Origin of the sequence: Phenylobacterium glaciei (assembly GCF_016772415.1) — a bacterium.
Taxonomy (GTDB): domain Bacteria; phylum Pseudomonadota; class Alphaproteobacteria; order Caulobacterales; family Caulobacteraceae; genus Phenylobacterium; species Phenylobacterium glaciei.
Genome location: NZ_JAGSGD010000001.1, coordinates 1,304,924 through 1,325,635 on the forward strand (window position 1 = coordinate 1,304,924; position 20,712 = coordinate 1,325,635).

General features: G+C 69.3%; 22 protein-coding genes. 12 read left to right on the forward strand and 10 right to left on the reverse strand.

Features of this window, described 5'->3' with window-relative positions:
- Nucleotides 1–124 precede the first annotated feature (124 nt).
- The gene (locus tag JKL49_RS06285; protein ID WP_215339069.1) at nt 125–778 is read left to right on the forward strand and encodes a DUF4360 domain-containing protein; all 654 of its coding nucleotides are present in this window, start codon (nt 125–127) and stop codon (nt 776–778) included.
- A gap of 76 nt (nt 779–854) precedes the next feature.
- Here the strand turns inward: JKL49_RS06285 and JKL49_RS06290 are convergent, their stop codons facing one another.
- From JKL49_RS06290 to JKL49_RS06305, 4 genes are all read right to left on the reverse strand, one after another.
- Nucleotides 855–1,751 carry an alpha/beta fold hydrolase gene (locus JKL49_RS06290; protein WP_215339071.1) on the reverse strand — a complete coding sequence of 299 codons (897 nt, stop codon included), beginning with the start codon at nt 1,749–1,751 and terminating at the stop codon, nt 855–857.
- Nucleotides 1,752–1,831: 80 nt separating this feature from the next.
- Nucleotides 1,832–2,881, reverse strand: coding sequence for a M23 family metallopeptidase (locus JKL49_RS06295; protein ID WP_215339073.1), 1,050 nt, complete (start codon nt 2,879–2,881; stop codon nt 1,832–1,834).
- 309 nt (nt 2,882–3,190) lie between these two features.
- A complete protein-coding gene (locus JKL49_RS06300; RefSeq protein ID WP_215339075.1) occupies nt 3,191–3,691 on the reverse strand; it encodes a MarR family winged helix-turn-helix transcriptional regulator in 501 nt (166 codons plus the stop codon).
- Nucleotides 3,688–4,107 carry an organic hydroperoxide resistance protein gene (locus JKL49_RS06305; RefSeq protein ID WP_215339077.1) on the reverse strand — a complete coding sequence of 140 codons (420 nt, stop codon included), beginning with the start codon at nt 4,105–4,107 and terminating at the stop codon, nt 3,688–3,690. The genes JKL49_RS06300 and JKL49_RS06305 overlap by 4 nt, the downstream gene beginning before the upstream one ends.
- Nucleotides 4,108–4,285: 178 nt before the next feature.
- Here JKL49_RS06305 and JKL49_RS06310 point away from each other — a divergent pair, with 178 nt between their 5' ends.
- Nucleotides 4,286–5,563, forward strand: a complete 1,278-nt coding sequence (locus tag JKL49_RS06310; protein ID WP_215339079.1) for a NupC/NupG family nucleoside CNT transporter — start codon at nt 4,286–4,288, stop codon at nt 5,561–5,563.
- Nucleotides 5,560–6,069: a molybdopterin-binding protein gene (locus tag JKL49_RS20950; protein ID WP_215339080.1), complete on the forward strand. Its 510-nt coding sequence runs from the start codon at nt 5,560–5,562 to the stop codon at nt 6,067–6,069. Before JKL49_RS06310 ends, JKL49_RS20950 begins: the two co-directional genes overlap by 4 nt.
- Here JKL49_RS20950 and JKL49_RS06320 read toward each other — a convergent pair.
- Nucleotides 6,066–7,064, reverse strand: coding sequence for an MsnO8 family LLM class oxidoreductase (locus tag JKL49_RS06320; RefSeq protein WP_215339081.1), 999 nt, complete (start codon nt 7,062–7,064; stop codon nt 6,066–6,068). The genes JKL49_RS20950 and JKL49_RS06320 overlap by 4 nt on opposite strands.
- Nucleotides 7,061–7,522, reverse strand: coding sequence for a PaaI family thioesterase (locus tag JKL49_RS06325; protein WP_215339082.1), 462 nt, complete (start codon nt 7,520–7,522; stop codon nt 7,061–7,063). The genes JKL49_RS06320 and JKL49_RS06325 overlap by 4 nt, the downstream gene beginning before the upstream one ends.
- A gap of 108 nt (nt 7,523–7,630) precedes the next feature.
- Between JKL49_RS06325 and pcaF the strand changes: the two genes are divergently transcribed.
- Genes pcaF through JKL49_RS06365 form a run of 8 tightly spaced genes read left to right on the forward strand, consistent with a single transcriptional unit; the run spans nt 7,631 to nt 14,325 of the window.
- Nucleotides 7,631–8,839 (forward strand): 3-oxoadipyl-CoA thiolase, encoded by a 1,209-nt coding sequence (pcaF, locus tag JKL49_RS06330; RefSeq protein WP_215339083.1) that lies wholly within the window; start codon nt 7,631–7,633, stop codon nt 8,837–8,839.
- Entirely contained in the window at nt 8,836–9,432 is a 597-nt protein-coding gene (locus tag JKL49_RS06335) for a hypothetical protein (protein ID WP_215339084.1), read from the forward strand. Before pcaF ends, JKL49_RS06335 begins: the two co-directional genes overlap by 4 nt.
- Nucleotides 9,433–9,448: 16 nt before the next feature.
- The gene (locus JKL49_RS06340; protein ID WP_215339085.1) at nt 9,449–10,597 is read left to right on the forward strand and encodes an acyl-CoA dehydrogenase family protein; all 1,149 of its coding nucleotides are present in this window, start codon (nt 9,449–9,451) and stop codon (nt 10,595–10,597) included.
- A gap of 2 nt (nt 10,598–10,599) precedes the next feature.
- Nucleotides 10,600–10,920, forward strand: coding sequence for a DUF3253 domain-containing protein (locus JKL49_RS06345; RefSeq protein WP_347340360.1), 321 nt, complete (start codon nt 10,600–10,602; stop codon nt 10,918–10,920).
- The gene (locus JKL49_RS06350) at nt 10,917–11,552 is read left to right on the forward strand and encodes a glutathione S-transferase family protein (RefSeq protein ID WP_215339086.1); all 636 of its coding nucleotides are present in this window, start codon (nt 10,917–10,919) and stop codon (nt 11,550–11,552) included. Before JKL49_RS06345 ends, JKL49_RS06350 begins: the two co-directional genes overlap by 4 nt.
- 35 nt (nt 11,553–11,587) lie before the next feature.
- On the forward strand, nt 11,588–12,172 hold the full coding sequence (locus JKL49_RS06355) for a uracil-DNA glycosylase family protein (protein ID WP_215339088.1): 585 nt from the start codon (nt 11,588–11,590) through the stop codon (nt 12,170–12,172).
- Nucleotides 12,169–13,188, forward strand: coding sequence for an alpha/beta fold hydrolase (locus JKL49_RS06360; RefSeq protein WP_347340361.1), 1,020 nt, complete (start codon nt 12,169–12,171; stop codon nt 13,186–13,188). Before JKL49_RS06355 ends, JKL49_RS06360 begins: the two co-directional genes overlap by 4 nt.
- 60 nt (nt 13,189–13,248) lie before the next feature.
- Nucleotides 13,249–14,325 (forward strand): Glu/Leu/Phe/Val dehydrogenase dimerization domain-containing protein, encoded by a 1,077-nt coding sequence (locus tag JKL49_RS06365; RefSeq protein WP_215339090.1) that lies wholly within the window; start codon nt 13,249–13,251, stop codon nt 14,323–14,325.
- A gap of 14 nt (nt 14,326–14,339) precedes the next feature.
- Here the strand turns inward: JKL49_RS06365 and JKL49_RS06370 are convergent, their stop codons facing one another.
- The 4 genes from JKL49_RS06370 to JKL49_RS06385 all read right to left on the reverse strand — a co-directional run bounded on the left by JKL49_RS06370 (nt 14,340) and on the right by JKL49_RS06385 (nt 18,257).
- Complete coding sequence (locus JKL49_RS06370; RefSeq protein WP_249778038.1) at nt 14,340–15,716, reverse strand: MFS transporter; 1,377 nt, start codon at nt 15,714–15,716, stop codon at nt 14,340–14,342.
- A gap of 122 nt (nt 15,717–15,838) precedes the next feature.
- On the reverse strand, nt 15,839–17,008 hold the full coding sequence (locus tag JKL49_RS06375; protein WP_215339092.1) for an MFS transporter: 1,170 nt from the start codon (nt 17,006–17,008) through the stop codon (nt 15,839–15,841).
- Between the two features lie 197 nt (nt 17,009–17,205).
- On the reverse strand, nt 17,206–17,349 hold the full coding sequence (locus JKL49_RS06380) for a hypothetical protein (RefSeq protein WP_215339094.1): 144 nt from the start codon (nt 17,347–17,349) through the stop codon (nt 17,206–17,208).
- Nucleotides 17,350–17,378: 29 nt separating this feature from the next.
- Entirely contained in the window at nt 17,379–18,257 is an 879-nt protein-coding gene (locus JKL49_RS06385) for a transglutaminase family protein (protein WP_215339096.1), read from the reverse strand.
- Nucleotides 18,258–18,463: 206 nt separating this feature from the next.
- On the opposite strand from JKL49_RS06385, the gene JKL49_RS06390 reads away from it, so the two are divergent.
- Nucleotides 18,464–20,656, forward strand: coding sequence for a transglycosylase domain-containing protein (locus JKL49_RS06390; RefSeq protein WP_215339098.1), 2,193 nt, complete (start codon nt 18,464–18,466; stop codon nt 20,654–20,656).
- Nucleotides 20,657–20,712 lie beyond the last annotated feature (56 nt).

Sequence of the window (20,712 nt, forward strand, 5' to 3'; positions counted from 1 at the left end):
GCGGACCGCGGGGAACCCGGCGCCGTCACGCTCCGACGCTTTGCACAGCGCCCCGCCGTTCCAAGCCGGTGTGCTGAAACGGCGGGGCCACCGCGGCCCCTTTCCGCAAACACGGAGTCTTCACATGCGCTGGTCGGCCGCCCTTCCCCTGCTCGCCCTGGCCCTGTCTGCGGCCGCGAGCGCCCAGGCCAAGTCTCCGCTGTCGGATGTCGATGATCCCATCATCGGGTCCTACAAGGCCCGCGGTCTCGCGGCCGAGGTCACCGAGGCCAATTGCGGCGGCGGGTCCTACAGTGTCCAGAACTCGCCCGACGGAACCTCGATCAGCGTGCTCTTCGACAACTTCACCGCCTCAGGCGCCCAGGCCATGGCGGGGTCGGCGCACACCAACTGCGTCGTGCAAATCCCGCTCAACCTGCCCGCCGGCTACTCCCTGGGGGTGTTCCGGATGGACTACCGCGGTTTCGCCCACCTGGACGTGGGGCAGAGCGCCCTGCTGAGCGTCGACTATGGGGTCGGCCGCCAAGGTCGGGGTCGCAATTTCCACCGCGGCGTCCGCGGCGGCTACGATGGCGACTTCGTCTTCAGCGAGAACCTCGGCGCGGGCCTGATGAAGCGCGCCGGCTGCGGCGAGGCCGCCGCCCTCAACATGACCGCTGCGCTCGACCTGAGGTCCAACGGCGGGTCTCAAGACGCCCTGGTGACCCTGGATTCCGTGGACGGCGCGGCGCGCGGCGGCGTGGTCTTCGGCGTCGACCTGAAGAAGTGCCGCAACTGAGGTCGGTGGCCGCCAAGGCCTGACCCCGCGTGTGGCGTCGCTCCATTGTCCCCCTGGGGCTTTTTGGGGGAACCCGTCAGGCCGACGGCCGCACATGCTCCACGAGCAGCCCCAGCATCTCCGCGACCATGAACATCGCCGAGTGTCCGCCGCCCGCGACCGGCACGTAGGTCGCTCCGACCTCGCGGGCATAGGCCTCCACCTCCGAGCTCACCGAATAGGCGTCCAGCGTCCCCAGCAGGAACACCACCGGCGTCGCGATCGGTCCCAGATCGCGGGCCTTGAACGCCATCAGCTCGCCCCGCACCGCCCCATAGGCCGCCATCGCCAGGGCCCTCTGATCCACAACCGGGGCCCCCTCCGGCGGCGCCATCACCGAGGGGTCGGCGAACACCGCCTGCTCAGCCGGCGTCAGCGCCCCGGCATATTTGGACTTGATCGCCTCGGTCGCGGCGTCGGCATAGGGCGGCGGCCCGATCCCTTCGAGCTCGGCCACGGCGGCCCCATCTCTGGCTGACCTCGCCGCCGCCAGCACCATCTGGTAGCTCAGGGCGTCTTGGGCGGCCCAGTCCACGAACTGCCCGGTCCCGGCATAGACGCTGATCAGGTCCGGGCGCGCCGCGGCCATCGAGAGCCCCACCACCGACCCGCCGGAAATCCCCAGCACCGCCACCTTGGTGACGCCGAGCCGCGACCGCACGGCCTCGACCACCCCCAGCCCGTCGGCCACCAGCCGCCCCAGGCTCACCGGACCCGCGCTCAGCGCCGCCCCCGGCTGGTCCCAGTGGACAAGGGTGAAGGCGCCCTCCCATGGCGCGAACAGCCTGGGCATCCGGCTGAAGGCCACCCCGGGTCCCGACAGGATCAGCAGCGGCGGGCCGACCCCGCTCAGGGTCACCTGCTGGCCGCCGACCTCGAAGGTGTCGCGCACGGCCGAACGCGCAACCTCGCGCGCACCTTGGAAAGGCGTCATGGCTCAAAGTCCCGGATGTTGTGGAGATGGGCGCCGCCCACCTCCACAATCTGTCAGCCGGGCGAGCCCTCGCGCAAGTCCTACTTGCGCCAGACCGCCACATTCACGCCGCCGCAGGTGTAGGTCGAGGTCCTCTTGTAGCCCTGGCCCACATAGAGCTTGTCCTTGGCCGCCAGCTCGGTGGCGCTCATCCCGTGGTGCGAGCCCCACTGCCCGACGGCCGGAACCCACTGCGAGCTGTAGGTCGCCCCGTTCCCCGCGCAGCTGATGGTCTTGGGCATCATGCCGCTGTCGGCCATGTGCTCCACCAGCCGCTGGTAGTTGGCGGCCGGAATGCCGTTGAAGGTGTAGTCGCCAACGATATGCGGCGGCCAGAACAGGATGTCGGCCTCGGGCAGGATCTTGCCCTTCAGCGGCGTCCAGGGGCCGTTGAGGTTCGACTGAGCGCCGACGTTCGGCGTGGTCAGGCCGCGGTCGAAGGTCATGGGGACCGGCTTGCCGTCCTTCTCCATGTGCACGTGCAGGTGCGGCCCGCCGCCGGAGGCCCCGGCGTTGCCGATCTTTCCGATCTTCTGGCCGACGGTGATCCGCGCGCCGCGCACCACGACGGCCTCCTTGCGCATGGCCGGGCCGCCCTTCACGTCGCTGGTGTCGGTGAGCAGGATCGCGTTGTTGGGGCACAGGCTGGCCGGGACGCTGCCCGGCTGCATGTGGGCGTAGAGGGCGTAGACCCCGTCGTCCTGGCGAATCCACAGGTGGTTGCCGGCGCCGGGGATCTTATCGGCCTGGTACTCCGCCAGGTAGCTGCCCGGCACATTCTCCGGAGCGTTTCGCCAGCAACCCACCACCGTGCCCGAGGCCATGGCGTAGACCGGCTTGCCATAGACCACCCAGTTGGCCAGGACGGTCTTGTCGGCGCCCGCCGGGTTCTGGCGCGACCAATGGCCTTCGCCGTCCTGGCGGGTGACGCCGATGTCCTTGCCCTGCGCCTGGATGCCGGTGGTGTGGACAAAGGTGGCGCCCAGCTCCCCCGGACCGAAGTCGTTGGCCCGCAGGGGCATCTCATAGGCTTGGGCGGCGAAGGGGGCGGCGGCCAGCAGGGCGCCGGCGAGCAGTGCGGATCGGAACATGGGGGCTCTCCGTGGCGGCCGGGCGCGTCCCGGCGATGGCCGTCTGTCTCGCGGAGGGGAGGGGTTGCGGTAAGGTGCGGCGGCGCGCGCCTTGGTTGCATCTTGGTGCACGTAGGCGCAGGCCGGGGCGTCACCCATTCCACCAAGATCGTCATCCTCGGGCTTGTCCCGAGGATCCATGATCTCCGCCTCTCCGCAGGCGGCGCGAACGTCTCCGCCGAGACCCTCTCTGCGCCACGGAGTCTATGGATCCTCGGGACAAGCCCGAGGATGACGGTCAGGGGCGCCCCGCAGGGCGGGAAGGCGTCCCTACCCCTCCACCCCGCGCAGCTTCCGCGCCATGTCCTGCAGGGCGGTGCGCAGGCCCACGATCTCCTCGCCCGGCAAGTCCAGCGCGCAGGCCAGGGCAAAGGGCACGCCGGCCGCCTGCTCCTGTAGCGCGTGGCCCTGGTCGGTGAGCGTGATCTGCACGCGGCGTTCGTCGGCTCGGTCGCGGGTGCGGGTGACGAGTCCCGCCGCCTCCATCCGCTTCAGCAGCGGGGTAAGCGTGCCGGAGTCCAGACCCAGGGCCTCACCCAGGTCGCTCACCGTGCGCGGGGCCTTTTCCCACAGGGCCATCATGGCCAGGTACTGGGGATAGGTCAGGCCCAGCGGCTCCAGCAGCGGCCGGTAGGCCCGGGTCACCAGCCCGCTCGCCGCATAGAGGGCGAAGCAGAGCTGGTTCTCCAGACGCAGTTGTTGCGCGACACCCCGACGGTCACTTGTCGGCGTTCGTTGGGCTGGCGCGGTCTTGGTGGTCTTGGGACTCATTGCGCCCTTACGGTTATCGCAACATCGACATTGCCGCGAACCGCATTCGAATAGGGGCAGACCTCGTGCGCCTGGGCCACCAGGGCCTCGGCGGCTTGCGGGTCAAGGCCTTGGGTCTCCACGTCCAGGGCCACGCCCAGGCGGAAGCCGCCCTCGGCGCGCGGATGCAGCTCGACGGTGCTGGTGACCGCAGCGCCGGTCAGGCCGATCTTCTGCTGGCCGGCGAGGAACCGCACGGCGTTCTCGAAACAGGCGGCGTAGCCGGCCGCGAACAGCTGCTCAGGGTTGGTCGCCCCGCCCTTGCCGCCCATCTCCTTGGGCAGGGCCAGGTCCACCGACAGCAGGCCGTCAGGGGTCTCGACATGGCCGGCGCGGCCGCCGACGGCGCGGGCTTGGGTGGAATAGAGGGCGGGCATGGGGGTCGTCTCCGTGTGTGTTTGTACAAAAGCATATTGTGTACAATTCAATTGATGTCAACCCGAGCATGGCGCCCTTTTCTTCCATCCGCGACCACCACGCAGTTGCCTCCGCCCCGGCCTTCCCCTCAATTGGCCCAGCGGGGAATGAGTCCCCCGCGCCAGGGGTCAATGCCGCATGTTCCGTCCCGAAAACGCCCAGAGCCTGGTCGGCATCGCCCTGACCCTCGCCGTCTGCTGGGCCATGTCGGAGGACCGCAAGCGCTTCCCCTGGAAGCTGGCCCTGGGGGCCCTCTTCGTCCAGGTCGCCCTCGTGCTGCTGCTCTTCGGCCTGCCCGGCGCGCAAGGGTTCATCCAGGCCCTGAACAACGGCGTCGACGGCCTGGCCGCGGCGACGGCCCAGGGCACCCAGTTCGTGTTCGGCTACATGGGCGGCGGGGCCCAGCCCTACGCCGTCACCAACCCCGGCGGCCTGTTTGTCTTCGCCTTCCAGGTGCTGCCGCTGATCCTGGTGATCTCGGCCCTGTCGGCCCTGCTGTGGCACTGGCAGATCCTCAAGTGGATCACCCGGGGCTTCGGCTTCGTCTTCCAGAAGACCATGGGCCTGGGCGGCGCCTCGGCCCTGGCCGTGGCCGCCAACATCTTCCTGGGCATGATCGAGAGCCCCATCGTCATCCGCGCCTTCCTGGACAAGTTGACCCGCTCGGAGCTGTTCCTGATGATCGTGGTGGGCCTGGCTACCGTGGCCGGCTCCACCATGGTCGCCTACGCCACCATCTTGAAGGCGGTGCTGCCCAACGCCGCGGCCCACGTCCTGGTGGCCTCGATCATCTCGGCCCCGGCCGGCGTCCTGCTGGCCCGCATCATGGTGCCGGAGAAGCCGGGCCAGGGCGGCTTCTACGCGGATTACAATTCTCTCCTGAAGTATGACAGTGCGATCGACGCCATCTCCAAGGGCACGATGGACGGCCTCACCGTGGTGCTGAACATCTCGGCCATCCTGATCGTCTTCGTGGCCCTGGTGGCCATCGGCAACGGGATGCTCTCGATCTTCCCTGACGTGATGGGCGCGCCGCTCACCATCGAGCGCATCCTGGGCGTGGTGTTCGCGCCCCTGGCCTGGACCCTGGGCATCCACTGGGACGAGGCCTTCAAGGCCGGCTACCTGCTGGGGGTGAAGCTGATGCTGACGGAATTCATCGCCTTCATCCAGCTGGGCGCGGTCCCGGCCGGCGAGATGACCGAGCGCACCCGCATGATCATGACCTACGCCCTCTGCGGCTTCGCCAATGTCGGCTCGGTGGGGATCACCGTCTCGGGCATGGGGGTCCTGATGCCCGAGCGCCGCAACGAGATCATCGGCATGGTCTGGAAAGCGCTCGTCGCCGGCTTCCTGGCCACCTGCATGACCGCCGCCGTGGTGGGCGCCATGCCCCGCGAACTGTTCGGCCAGTGAGGGCCCTCGTCCTCGCCCTGGCCCTGGCGGTCGCCCCCGTCGCGGCCTTCGCCCAGTCGCTGACGGTGGTGGCGACCGACGGCAAGACCAAGGTCCTGACGCCCGCCGACCTCGCCGACCTGCCCCGCGCCGAGGTGAAGGTCACCCTGGAAGGCGGCGCCAAGACCTATGAGGGGCCCGTCCTCACCTATGTCCTACGGGCCGGCGGCCTGCCGGTGGGCCCCAAGCTGCACGGCGATCCGCTGCGGGCCTATGTGGTCATGACCGGCAAGGACGGCTTTCAGGCGGTCTACGCCCTGGCCGAACTGGACAAGGACTTCCACGACGATGTGGTGATCCTCGCCGACCAGGTGGACGGCAAGCCCCTGCCCGAGAAGGAAGCTCCCTGGCGCCTGGCCTCAGGCGGCGACAAGAAGGGCTGGCGCTCTGTGTTCGGCTTGGCCCGGATTGAGGCGCGCATGGCGGAGGCGCCCGCCAAGCCCGCCGAGATGGATCACCACCACTAAGCCTGCTTGATCAGTTCCAGCGACCGGATCCGGCTCTCCAGGTCCGGGCCCACAGCCATCACGAACACCTCGTCGGCGCCGGTGCTCGCGGCCTTGCTGTCGAGCCGCGCCTTCACGGTGGCCGCGTCACCGACGATGGAGCGCGCCATGACGCCCGCCAGCCTGGGATCATCGGCATGCTCGGCCAGGAAGGCCTGGGCCTCGGGGATGGAGGTGAACCGCCGCCGCCCGCCGTCCAGGGTGGCCAGGTTCCCGGCCCGCATCGGCGCGGCCAGCCGCTCTGCCTCCTCGGCGGTCTCGGCCGCCAGCGCGATGGTGGCGATCCCCGCCAGCGGTTCGGATCGGAAGACCGACGGCCGGAAATTGCCCTTGTAGGCAGCCACCGCCGGGCCGCCGTCGGCGCGGGCGATGAACTCGGCGAACACCATGCCCACCCCGGCCTGGGCCGCGAACAGCGCGCTGTCCACCGAGGTGCAGAGCAGGAACGGATCGGGGTGCGACGGCCCCTTGGGATTGGCGTGGATCTCCCGGGCCGGATGGGCGTCGGTGATCGGCTCGGTCCCCGAGGCGTCCAGCAGCCAGGCGCAGAGCAGGGCGAAATATTGCGGGAAGGCTTCCGAGCCCGAAGACCTCAGGGCGCCACCGGTCCGCTGGTCGGTTCCCAGGGCGCGGCCGACGCCGAGGTCGATGCGGCCAGGGGCGAGCGCTTCCAGCTCCATGAACACCTCGGCCACCTTGAGCGGCGAATAGTTCACCAGCATCACCCCACCCGAGCCCAGGCGGATGGTCGAGGTGATCTGGCTGGCCGCGGCGATCAGGATCTCCGGGGCCGGCGAGCCCAGCCCGCCGATGTTGTGATGCTCGGCCACCCAGAAGCGGTGATAGCCCAGCCGCTCGGCGGCCTTGGCCACCTCCAGGCTTTCGCGCACCGCCTGGGCCTGGGTGTTGTCACCGCTCACCGGCGACAGGTCGAGGACCGAGAGGGTGTAGGTCACTTGGCTCTCGGGGCGGTCTTCTTCAGCACGGCGGAGAAGCTCAGCACCGCGTCGCCCTCGACGGTCATCAGGCCGCGCACGAACACCATGCTGCGGCCGGCCTTCACCACCTCGCCGCGGCACTCCAGCAGCGCGCCTTCCTGCACCGCGCCGACGAACTCGCTGTTGAAGGTGGCGGTCACGCTGCGGCTGTCGGCCAGGGCGTCGCGGGCGATCACGAACAGGCAGTAGTCGGCGAAGGTCATCAGCGCCCCGCCGTGCATGAAGCCGCCGCCGTTCATGTGCTTGCGCTCGGGGCGCATGGCGCAGAGCGGTCGGCCATCGTCGGCGATGCGGTAGTAGAAGGGCCCGGCGTGGTCCTCGAAGGGGTCGTTGCCGTACATCGACCAGCCGGCCCAATCGCCCTCGCTCACCACGGCATGCACCCAGGGATTGGTCTCGGTTTCCGTGCCGTCCATGATGTCGCCTCACCCCGCCGGAAGCGTTTGCCCGCCGCCGATCCAAACACTAGTTTGCCGCCTGTAAGTGGCGACGCCGCAAGGCGACCTAAGTGGCGGAGAGAGATCATGCAAGGCCGGACTGTCTATCTGTGTGGAGGCCTGCGCAGCCCGATCGGTCGTTACGCCGGCGCCCTCTCCAAGGTCCGCGCCGACGACCTCGCCGCCCATCCGCTCAAGGCCCTGATGGCCGCCTATCCCAAGCTCGACTGGGAGCAGGTGGACGAGGTGATCTACGGCAACGTCAACCAGGCCGGCGAGGATAACCGCAATGTCGCCCGCATGGCCCTGCTGCTGGCGGGCCTGCCGTCCAGCGTGCCGGGCCTCACCGTCAACCGCCTCTGCGCCTCGGGCCTGGATGCGGTGATCGCCGGCGCGCGCACCATCGCCGCGGGCGAGGCTGACCTGATCATCGCCGGCGGCGTGGAGAGCATGAGCCGCGCGCCTTTCGTGATGGCCAAGCCCGACAGCGCCTTCTCGCGCACCCCGGAGATGTACGACACCACCATCGGCTGGCGCTTCGTGAACCCGCAGATGAAGAAGGACTACGGCGTCGACGCCATGCCGGAGACGGCCGAGAACGTCGCCACCGACTACCAGATCAACCGCGAGGACCAGGACGCCTTCGCCCAGCGCAGCCAGGCCCGCGTCGGCGCCGCCCGCGCCAAGGGTTTCTTCGACGGCGAGATCGCGCCCCTGACCCTCAAGGACCGCAAGGGCGACATCGTCGTTTCCGAGGACGAGCACCCGCGCCCCGACACCACCCTGGCGGCCCTGCAGGGCCTGAAGCCCATCGTCCGCGAGGGCGGCACGGTGACTGCCGGCAACGCTTCCGGCGTCAATGACGGCGCCGCGGCCCTGCTGCTGGCCTCGGCCGAGATGGTCCAGAAGCTGGGCCTTGAGCCGCTGGCCCGCATCGAGGGCGGCGCCTCCGGCGGCGTCGCGCCGCGCATCATGGGCGTCGGCCCGGTCCCGGCGGTGGAGAAGCTCTGCGCCCGCCTGGGCATCACGCCGCGCGACTTCAACGTCATCGAGCTGAACGAGGCCTTCGCCGCCCAGGCCCTGGCCTGCACCCGCGCCTGGGGACTGGCCGACGACGCCGAGCATGTGAACGCCCACGGCGGCGCCATCGCCATCGGCCACCCGCTGGGCGCCTCGGGCGCCCGCCTTGCGCTGACCGCCGCCCGGTCCCTGCACATGAGCGGTGGCGACCGCGCCCTGGCCACCATGTGCGTCGGCGTCGGCCAAGGTTCGGCCCTGGCGCTCGCCAAGGCATGATCCGCCCGCTGATCCTCCTGGCCGTCCTGGCCCTGGCAGGCCCGGCCTTCGCCCAGGACGCCCCGGTCAAGACCGCGCCCGCCACCGCGCCTCCGCTGGCTGGTGGTCCTGCCGCCGGCGCGCCGAAACGGCCGGGCAGCCTGGTGGAGGCCCTGATCGCCGTGGGCTTCGATCCCCACACCAAGCTGGTGGGGGAGAGCGTCCAGGTCATGTCGGGCCAGCGCGCCACCCTCGACATCGCCGGCGACAAGCCGGTTCTGGTGGCTGTGGAGACCGGCCATGTGGACATGGCCCTGCCCGACGGCACGCCCGATACCTATAAGCTCCTCGCGCCCGGCAAGGTCGCCTTCGCCGTCGACGGCTCGGCGGCCAAGAAGCAGTCCTACCTGAAGATCTGGAACGGCCGGCCGCACGCGGTCGGCTACCTGGCCGAGATCACCGCCATCCGCGAGGGCAAGCTCGCCAAGCGCATGGCCCAGGTCTGCGCGGTGCCCGGCGCCGGCACGAACTACGAGATGTGGCCCGACCCCGTCATCGCCGTCACCCTGTCGAAGATCGCCGAGATCCCCGATGACAAGATCACCTGCAAATAGAGCCGAGAGAGACATCATGGCCCTCGACCTGGAAACCCGCGAACAGCTGATCGACACGGTCCGCCGCTTCGTCTCCGAACGCCTGCGCCCGCTGGAGGCCAAGGTCTCCGAGGAGGACGCCATGCCACCGGAGCTGGTGGCCGAGATGAAGGAGCTGGGCCTGTTTGGCCTCTCCATCCCCGCTGAGTACGGGGGGCTCGATCTCTCCATGGAGGACGAGTGCCTGGTGGCCGTGGAGCTGGGTCGCACCAGCCCGGCCTTCCGCTCCACCTTCGGCACCAATGTCGGCATCGGCAGCCAGGGCCTGGTGATGTTCGGCACCGAGGAGCAGAAGGCCAAGTACCTGCCCGGCATCGCCTCGGGCGACATCATCACCTCCTTCGCGCTCACCGAGCCGGAGGCGGGGTCGGACTCCGCGGCGGTCCAGACCCGGGCGGTGCTGGACGGCGACCACTACGTGCTGAACGGCTCCAAGCGCTACATCACCAACGCCAACAAGGCCGACCTCTTCACGGTCATGACCCGGACCGATGCTGCGAAGGCCGGCGCGGGCGGGGTCTCGGCCTTCCTGGTGGAGCGCAACCTGCCAGGCCTCACTGTGGGCAAGCCCGAGAAGAAAATGGGCCAGCAGGGCGCCCACATCTGCGACGTGAACTTCGACAATGTCCGGGTGCCCGTCGCCAACCGCCTGGGCCGGGAAGGCGAGGGGTTCAAGGTGGCTATGCAGGTCCTCGACCGTGGCCGCCTGCACATCTCGGCGGTGTGCGTGGGCGTGGCCGAGCGGCTGCTCACCGACTGCGTGGGCTACGCCAATGAGCGCAAGCAGTTTGGCCAGCCGATCGCCGCCTTCCAGCTGATCCAGGGCATGATCGCCGACTGCAAGACCGAGACCCTGGTGGCCAAGGCCATGGTCATGGAGACCGCCCGCAAGCGCGACGCCGGGCAAAGCGTCACCATGGAGGCCGCCGCCGCCAAGTACTTCGCCTCGGAGATGGTGGGCCGGGTCGCCGACCGCGCGGTGCAGATCTTCGGCGGCGCGGGCTATGTCGCCGACTACGGGATCGAGCGCTTCTACCGCGACGTGCGCATCTTCCGGATCTATGAGGGCACCAGCCAGATCCAGCAGGTGGTGATCGCCCGCGAAACCCTGAAACGAGGCGGCTGACCGTGAACATCGACATGGAGGCCGTGATCCTCGAGATCATCGGCAAGCTTCCCGCCGGCAAGTCGGTCTCCTCCGAAGAGGTGGCCCGCGCCGCCGAGCCCGAGCACTGGCAGCGCCTGACCGGCCACGTCCGCGCCACCGCGCGCGGCCTGGCCCGCCAGGGCCGCATCACGGTGCTGCGCCACAACAAGCCCGCCGATCCCGACACCTTCAAGGGCGTCTACCGCCTGCGCCTGCCCACCGACGATGAACGCGCCGCCGCCCTGGCCAAGGCCGCTGAGACGCCGGACATCGAACTCGAAACTCCGGGAGAAAATCAATGATCCTCTATGGTTCGTCACTGTCCCCATTTGTTCGCAAGACCCTGGCCTTCGCCGCCGAAAAGGGCATTGAACTGGAGCTTCAGCCGGCCGGCATGGGGTCAGGCCCGCCCGAGTTCATGCACGCCAGCCCGTTCGGCAAGATGCCCGGGTTCAAGGACGGCGATTTCCTGATCTCGGACTCGACGGCCATCATCACCTATCTTGAGGCCATCAAACCCGAGCCGAACCTGATTCCCCTGGAGGCCAAGGCACGGGCGCGGACCATCTGGTACGAGGAATTTGCCGACACCATCCTGATCGGCTGCGCCGGGACGATGTTCTTCAATCGCCTCGTCTCACCGCGCTTCATGAACAAGCCGGGCGACGAGGCCGCAGCCGCGAAGGCCGAGAGCGAACTGCCGGCCATCCTCGACTATCTTGAGCGCATCCTGCCCGAAAGTGGCTATCTGGTGGAGGATCGGCTGACCCTCGCGGACCTCGCGGTGGCCAGCCCGTTCGTGAATCTCTCGCACCTGAAATGGCAGGCTGATGAGGCGCGTCATCCTCGCGCGACGGCCTATGTCGAGAAGATCCTGGCGCGCCCTTCCTACGCCAAATGGGTTGAGGCCGAAGGCAGGATGTTCGCGGCCTAACTGGCTCTTTGGCGCCGCCTGCCTAGATAGTGGCGATGTCCCTCGCTGCCGTCCTCGCCGATATCGCCGCCTGCCGCGCCTGCGCCGGCGAACTTCCGCACACGCCGCGGCCGGTGGTGATGGTTGGGGGCGAGACCCGGCTGCTGATCGTCGGCCAGGCGCCGGGGCGGCGGGTGCACGAGAGCGGCCTGCCCTTCACCGACCCCTCCGGCGAGCGGCTGCGCGCCTGGATGGGGATCGACGCCGACACCTTCTACGGCCGCCCGGAGATCGGTGTGGCGGCCATGGCCTTCTGCTTTCCGGGGACCAGTCCCAAGGGCGGCGACTATCCGCCGCCGCCGCGTTGCGCCCAGCTGTGGCGGCCGCAACTCATGGCCGCCTTGCCGCAAATGGAGCTGACCCTGCTGGTGGGCGGCTATGCCCAAGCCTGGGCGCTGGGCGACCGATCCCAGGCCAGCATGACGCAGACCGTGCGGGCCTGGCGGGACTACCTGCCGCACTATCTGCCCATGCCCCACCCCTCCTGGCGCAACACCGGCTGGCTGAAGAAGAATCCCTGGTTTGAGGCCGAGGTAACGCCCTATCTTCGCCAAAGGGTCCAAGCCATTCTAGAGTCGTGAAGCGCCTCCTCGTCCTCCTGTCGGCCATGATGCTCACCGCCTGCACCCCGCTGATGGTGCAGCAGGCCGGCATCCCGCCGGCCGCCTTCTCCGGCCCCAGGCTGGAAGGCGACCAGTTCGTCAGCTTCGACGGGACGCGCCTGGGTCTCACGACCTGGCAGGCCAACACGCCGGAGCCCTGGGCCGTGATCATCGGCGTCCACGGCATGAACGACTATTCCAACGCCTTCCACCTGGCCGCGCCCTATTGGGCCAGCCAAGGCGTGACCACCTACGCCTATGACCAGCGCGGCTTCGGCCGCTCGCCCCATCGCGGCATCTGGGGTGGCGATGATTTGATGCAGGAGGACCTGCGCACCATCGCCGCGGTGGTCCGCGCCAAGCATCCCAAGGCGGTGATCGTGGTGGCCGGCGAGAGTATGGGCGGCGCCGTCACCGTCGAGGCCTTCGCCTCCGACCGCCCTCCAACCGCCGATCGCGTGGTGCTGCTGTCGCCCGCCGTCTGGGGCTGGTCGTCCCAGCCCCTGCCGTACAAGACCACACTGTGGTTCGCGGCCCGACTGACGGGCTCGAAGGTCTATACGCCGCCGGAATGGCTGATCCGCCATGTCGCCCCCACCGACAATCGCCAGGAGCTGATCGCCATGGGCCGCGATCCGCTGATGGTCTGGGGCGCGCGCTCCGACACGCTCTATGGCCTGGTGGCGATGATGGAGCGCGCCTGGCGGTCCACTGGCGCGATCAAGGTGCCGGCCCTCTATCTCTACGGCGCCCACGACGAGATCATCCCCAAGCGCCCGGCCTTCGAGGCCGCCAGCCGCCTGAAGCCCGGCGACCGCAGCGTCTACTATGCCGACGGCTGGCACCTGATGACCCGTGATCACCAGGGACCCAAGGTCTGGGACGACATCCTGGCCTATGTCCGCGATCCCGACGCCCCCCTGCCGTCCGGCGCCCCGCCCATCCCCAAGCCCAGGCGCCAGAGCGCCCAGGCCGCCTCATCGCCGGGGTTGTGAGATGGGACGCGCGGGCGTAGACGCGGGTAAATCCTTCCCTACTTCGAGCCTGTTCTCAGCATGACCCTGTTCGATCACCCCGCCTTTGAGGGCCATGAGAGCGTCAACGCGTTCTTCGACGAGAAATCCGGCCTCAAGTGCATCATCGCGGTCCACTCCACCGCCCTGGGTCCTGCGGCCGGTGGCTGCCGCATGTGGCCCTATGCCAGCGCCGACCTGGCGCTGGAGGACGCCCTGCGGCTGTCGCGGGCCATGTCCTACAAGAACGCCATGGCCGACATCCCCTTAGGCGGCGGCAAGGCCGTGATCATCGGCGACGCGCGCACCCAGAAAACGCCGGCCCTGTTCGAGGCCTTCGGCCGCGCCGTGGACCAGCTGGGTGGCCGCTACTGGACCGCCGAGGACGTCGGCGTCTCGCCCGCTGACCTGACGCACGCACGGCGCGAGACCCGCTATGTGGCCGGCCTCGAGGGCCACCCCGCCGCGTCGGGCGATCCGTCGCCGGTCACCGCCGAGGGCGTGTTCCGCGGCGTGGCGCTCAGCGTGCGTCGGGCCCTGAACCGCGACCTGGCCGGGATCACCGTCGCCATCCAGGGGGTGGGCCATGTCGGCGCCTACCTGGCCGACAAGCTGCATGCGGCCGGCGCCAAGCTCATCATCACCGACACCAACGCCGAAGCCCTGCGCGCCGTGGCCGAGCGCACAGGCGCCAAGGTGGTCAGTCCCGCCGACATCTTCGAGGCCAACGCCGAGGTCTTCGCCCCCTGCGCGCTCGGCGGCGCCATCAACGCCGAGACCCTGCCGCGCCTGAAGGCCCGCATCATCGCCGGCGGCGCCAACAACCAGCTGGCCACGCCCGAGGTGGGTCGCGTCCTCTTCGAACGCGGCATGCTCTATGCGCCGGACTACGTGATCAACGGCGGCGGCATCATCAATGTGGCCGCCGAGATCGCCGCCCTGGAGGCCGGGACCAGCTTCGACGCCACCTGGGTGGCCACCAAGCTCGACCGCCTGACCGAGACCCTGGAGGAGGTCATGACCCGCTCCATCGCCGAACGCCGTCCGACCCACGAGGTCGCCAACGAGATCGCCAAGGCCCGCATCGCCGCGGCGGCGGAGGCCAAGCTCGCGGCCTAGCCTCCGAAACTTGGCTAGCTCGCCGCGAGACGGGCGGTGCGCGGCTCCTTCACCGCGGCGAACAGGATGATCAGGGCCGCCACCAGGAAGGCGATCGAGGTTCCAAACACCGAGCCATAGCCGAGCTGGTCGGCCATCACCCCGGCGGCCAGCGGACCGATGGACGCCATGATCCCCTCGGCCATGGAGGAGATGGCGATGCGCATCGGCATGTCCTCGCGGCCGCCGAACTCCAGGATCATGGTCTGGGCGGCCATCATGTAGCCCGACTGCGATCCGCCCAGGCCGAAGAAGGCCAGGAAGAAGGCCCAGGGTTCGTGCACGGTCATCAGCAGGATGGTCGAGGCCACCGAGAAGGAGATCGACAGGATCAGCACCAGCTTGAAGCCGGTCTTGTCGCCCATATAGCCCCAGACCAGGTTGGAGATCGCGTCCGCGCCGATGTAGCAAAGGCCCAGAACCCCCAGGAAGGCGCCGGCGCCGACCGCCCCGTGCACCTCGCCGCCCACCGTCATCAGGTGGGTGACATAGATGGCGTAGAACGGCGTCGCCGCCCGGCCCGCGGTGCCCGCCATCTGCATCACCAGGAACCAGGCATAGCTGTGGTCCGACAGGATCAGCCTCGGGAAGTCCTTCAGCCGGTCGCGGAAGCCCGACCGCGCGGGCAGGTTCGGCGGCTCAGGCTCCTTGAGCAGGAGCTGCAGGGCCCAGAGGCCGCAGGTGGTGAGGAAGGCCGAGAGCGCGAAGGTGGTGGAATAGCCGTTGCCGAACAGATCGGCCTTGATGATGTACTTGCCCGCCGCATAGGCGAGCGCCGCGGCGATCAATGACCCGGTCGCGTTGCGCCAGGCCTGCAGCCGGCCCCGGCGGCTGAGCGGGATCACCTTGGCCATCAGGAAGCCGAAGACCACCCGCTGCGTGCCCATGAACAGGCCAAACAGGAACATCAGCACCATCATGGCGATGACCAGGGGCTGGCCGTGCAGGAACCAGCCGGCCAGCGCCATGCCGACGATCTGCACCCGGGCCAGGCCCCCCATCCAGATGGCGGCGGGCATCACCTTCTTGCGGTGCTCGATCTGGGTGGCGCCGAACACCGGCGAGATCACGCTGCCCAGTTGCTGCAGGCCGAGCGCCAGGCCCACCACAGCGTTGGAGCCGGAGATCAGGTGCAGATAGGCGGGCAGGAAGGTGGGCGCATTGACCAGTCGGAAGCCGGTCATGCCCAGCATGCCGTGCAGGTAGTTGCCGATATAGTTGCGCTTCAGGTTGTCCCAGACGAACTTCTCATAGGCGGCTTCCTTGTCCGCCATGCTTTCGATGTCTTGGGCTTCGAAGGCGGCCTCGGTCTCGCCGATCGCCTCAAGTTCGTCGGTAATTTTTTCTTCCAATGGCGTCCCGCCCGCGCGCGCAGGGGATTTGAAAAAAGCCGCGCAGGCTCCCTTTTTTATAACTGATAAATCAATTTCTCCGGTCTAGCAGAGTCCCCGGGCAGGGGAAGCCCTGGGTGACGTCACGCCGCGCTTTCCGGCCTGCGGAGCAGCAGGAGGGCGCCGAGCGCCAGCACCGATCCCACCGCCATGATGGCCAGGGCCAGGTTAGCGGAGGTCTCCAGCATCAGGGCGAAGACGAAGGGCGAGGCGGCCTGCAGCAGCCGGGCCGGCACGTTCAGCACCCCCAGCCTACGGCCATAGTTGCGCTCCCCGAACAGGGCCAGCGGCAGGGCGCCGCGCACGATGGTGAAGAGCCCGTTGCCTGCCCCATAGAGGATGGTGAAGGGCGCGGCGGCGATGCCGCCGAACACGATCAGCAGGACCGCGCCGATCGGGAACATGGCCACGGCGAAACGGCCGGAGATCAGCGGATGGATGCGGCGCACCAGGGCGAACTCCGCCAGCCGCGCGGCGACCTGGGCCGGGCCTACCAGGGCCGCGGCGGCCACGGCTGCGGCGGCTCCGACCCCGATGGCGTTGAGCAGCGGCGGCAGGTGGGCCGACATGGCTGAGCCGATGGCCGACTGCACGGCGAAGGCCGTCGCCATCAGCACCATCTTGGCGGTGTCGCCGGGCAGGGCGGCGTCGCTCACCGGAGGCGCGTCGTGGGCGGGCTCGGGCTTGGGCGCCGGGGCGCGGGGCAGGCTCAGATGCAGGGGCAGGGCGATCAGGATGTTCAGCGCCGCCCAGGCCAGGCAGGCGCCGCGCCAGCCGACGGCGTGCTCCAGCCAGGCGGTGAGCGGCCAGCCTATGGTGCTGGCGAACCCGGCGATCAGGGTCACCCCGGTGATCGAGCGGCGCGCATCGGCGCCGAACCAGCCCACCAGGCCGGCGAAGGCGATGTCGTAGAGCCCCGCCGACATGCCAAACCCGATGACGAACCAGGAGATGATCAGGGCGGCGGGCGTATGCGACAGGGCCAGGCCGATGAGGCCCGCGGCGAACAGCACGCTCGCCACCGACAGCGGCAGGCGCCCGCCCCGCTGGTCCACCAGCCGCCCGATCCGCGGCCCCGTCACCGCCTGCAGCAGCAGGGCGGCGGAGAAGGCCAGGAACACCGCCGAGGTCGACATGCCGACATCGGCCGCCATCGGTTTGGCCAGCGTCGCGGGCAGGTAGGTGCTGCAGGCATAGCCGATGGTCTGGGTCACCCCCAGGGTCAGCACCGCGCGGCGCGGGGTGAAGCTCATGGCTGACGGTCAGGCAAGGCGCGGGCTCCAGCGCCGAAAGGGCGTCAGGTCGGAGCTTAAGCAGAGTCCGTGGGCGGACATACACCCGCTCATCCCGGCGAAGGCCGGGACCCAGATGCATCCGCCGCTTTCAGGATTCCAGGCGCAGATTGTGACCTACGACCTGGGTCCCGGCCTTCGCCGGGATGAGCGGGAAATTAATGCCCCGGTCGCGGCTGGAAGGTCCGCTGTTCCTTGACCTTGACGATCTTGTCCGGGGTCTGGCCGTGCTGCGGCTTGGGCGCGGACTTGGGGATGCTGAAGTTGAGGGTTGGGTCCTGCTGGTCGAAGCCTCGGGTCATGGGCTTTTCCTCCCTTACGCAACTGTCGCTCATGCCGCGGCCATCTGTGTGTCAGCCGCGCGCACATCTACGTGAATCGAGAGCTCTCGCCGGCCTGGATCGCCCAGGATCGAGCCGCTGATCGGCGTGGCCTCCTCGGGCGTGCGGCTCACCGCCACCGGGATCAGGTCGGCCGATTCCGCCAAGCCGTTGGTGGGGTCGAACTCCATCCAGCCGAGGTCGGGCAGGAACACCTCGCACCAGGCATGGGTGGCGCCCGCGCCGCGAGCGCTGGAATGCTCGGGCGAGTAGAGGTAGCCGGTGACGAAGCGGGCGGCGTAACCCAGCCGCCGCAGCGCCTCCACCATCAGCCAGGCGAAGTCGCGGCAGGTGCCCGAACCCATGGTCACCGTGAAGGCCGGGGTCTGGGTGCCTTCCTCGTCGCGCTGGCGATAGTCGAAGTGCTGGTGAATGTAGCGGTTCAGCCGCTGCAGGAAGTCGAGCGCCGGCTCATAGGTCCCGCCGGCCTGGGCCCGAACCCAGTCCAGCAGCTGGCCGTTGGGGTCGTCGGTGGCCGGGTCAATGAAGGGGGCCAGCACCGTGCGGTCGCCGCGACCATAGACGATGGGCATGGCGGTGTGGGGATTGTCGATCCGCAGCGGCGCCAAGGGGGCGGGGAACCGCTCGATGGTGAGTTCGCTGACGATAGACAGTTCGTCGGACCGGCGCTTGGGGGTCATCAGGCAGACGCAGTTGCCCAGCGCGTCATAGACCCAGCGCGTGGCGGCGCCTTGGGAGAAAGTCATGGAGGCCTCCATCACCCGGGTCGCATGGCTGTCGCGGGGCCGCAGCAGCAGCCGGTGCAGGCCAAAGCCCACCGGCCGCTCGTAGAGGTAACGGGTCTCGTGACGGATGATCAGGCGCGCCATTGTGCGCCACGAACGGGCAGGGACGGTGGAGGTTCCGACTGAGGCCTGGTGACAGGCTTCTCCTCGTGCCCCGCACCGACAACCGACGGCCCGCACTGTTTCGCCTGGAGCGCTTCCGGCCTCTGCTGCGGCCACGCTTGGCGCCCCGCGCCCATGTGGTATGGACGCCGCTCCCCCGGGCCCACGCCCGATTGAATGCGACGTGCATGTCCGACAACGGCCCCGAGGTCGATCCGCCCGAGCCCGCCGAGCCCCTGCCCGATGCGGCGCTCGGGGCCGAGACGCCGCCTGAGGCGGACGCCCTTTCCGACGCGGACGCACCGACGCCCGAGCCGGAAGCTGAGCCCGAGCCGGAGATCGAACCACAGCCTGATCCCGAGGCGGAGGTGATCGCGGACACCGACCCCGAACCCGAGATCGCGCCGCAGCCCGAGCCCGACGTCTCCTCCGCGCCGGTGACCGCCGCCGCCGATGGCCCGCCGCCGATCTGGATGCGCCGGCGCTGGCAGATCGGGGCCGGGGTCGCGGCCCTGTTCGTCATCTTCATGATCTGGCTGGTAGGGTCTCTGCCGCTGGGCCAGGCCCTGGAACCGCTGGAAAATCCGACCCTGGTGCTGGTGGCCGCCGACGGCCGGCCCATCGCCAAGCGCGGCTCTTACAAAGAAGAGCCGGTCGAGGTCGCCAAGCTGCCGAAATACGTTCCCGGCGCCTTCATCGCCATCGAGGACCGGCGCTTCTACAGCCACATGGGCATCGACCCGAAGGCCATAGCCCGGGCCATGAGCGCCAACGCCAAGGCCGGCGGCGTGGCCGAGGGCGGCTCCACCATCACCCAGCAGCTGGCCAAGAACGCCTTCCTGTCCAACAAACGCACCCTGCGCCGCAAGGCCCAGGAGGCGATCATCGCGTTGTATCTGGAGGCGCGGCTGTCGAAGGACGAGATCCTCTCGCGCTACCTGTCCTCGGTCTATTTCGGCGACGGCGCCTTTGGCCTGCGCGCCGCGGCCCGGCACTATTTCGACAAGACGCCGGAGACCCTCTCCATCGGTGAGGCCGCCATGCTGGCCGGCCTGGTCAAGGCGCCCTCGCGTCTGGCGCCCACCGAAAACCTGCAAGGCGCCCGCGAGCGCATGCGCATCGTTCTCGGCGCCATGGCCGACACCGGCCTGATCAGCAAAGCCCAGGCGCGGAGCGCCGGGCGTGGCGTTCGTCCCTATGGCGGCCGCAAGCCGATCCCCACCGGCTCCTATTTCGCCGACTGGGTGATCCCCCAGGCCAAGGCGGCGATGGAGGCCAGCTATGGCGAGACGGTGGTCAAGACCACCCTGGACACCAACCTCCAGGCCCAGGCCGAGAAGATCCTGGCCCGGGCGCTGGACCGCGACGGCAAGGTGCTGAACGCCGGCCAGGGCGCCCTCGTGGCCATGCGCACCGACGGCCGCGTCGTCGCCATGGTGGGCGGGCGCGACTACAAGGTCAGCCAGTTCAACCGCGCCGACGCCGCGCGCCAGCCGGGCTCGGCCTTCAAGCTGTTTGTCTATCTCGCCGCCCTGCGCGAGGGCTGGACCCCCACCAGCCCGATCCTCGACGCCCCCGTCGAGGTCTCAGGCTGGAAGCCGAAGAACCACGAGGTCAAGTACGCCGGCCGCATGGTGCCGCTGATCACCGCCTTCGCCGGCTCCTCCAACGTGGCCGCCGTTCGTCTGGCCAAGGAGATCGGCCGTGACAAGATCGTCCGCACGGCGCGGGATCTCGGCATCACCGAGCCGATCCCCAACGACCTGACCCTGGCGCTCGGCACCGGCCCCATGAGCCTGGTCCAGCTCACCGCCGCCTATGCCGCCATCGACGCCGGTGAGACCCCGGTGATCGCCCACGGCCTGGCCGACTGGAGGAAGCCCAAAGGCGTGCACAAGCTGGGCAAGGCGGAGCTCGCCGGCATGCGCGACCTGCTGCGATCAGCCACCCAGCGCGGCACCGGCATCGAGGCGGCCATCCCCGGGGCCTTCGGCAAGACCGGCACCACCCAGGATTACCGCGACGCCCTGTTCGTCGGCTATGTCGGCGATCTCGTCGTCGGCGTCTGGGTCGGCAACGACAACAACGCCTCCATGAACGGCGTCGTCGGCGGCGGCCTGCCCGCGAAGATCTGGAAGGAGTTCGCCTCCTACGCCGTGGCGCGGAACGCCCCCAAGGCGACCCTGGTGGAGGCCGAACCCGTGGTCACCGAGGAACTGGCCGTGCCGGAGCTGCCGCTCGATGGGACGTTGCCGGAAGGGGTCGAGGCGCCTGCTGCTGCCGACGCCCCGCCCGGCGCCCCGGCGCCTCCCACAGCTCCCGTAGCGGAGCCTGCTCCGGCGGCTCCGCCACCGGCCGCTGCCGAAGCGCCCAGAACGTAACCCCCATCTGCTCATCCCCGCGAAAGCGGGGATGAGCAGAGTATTTTCAGCTTCAC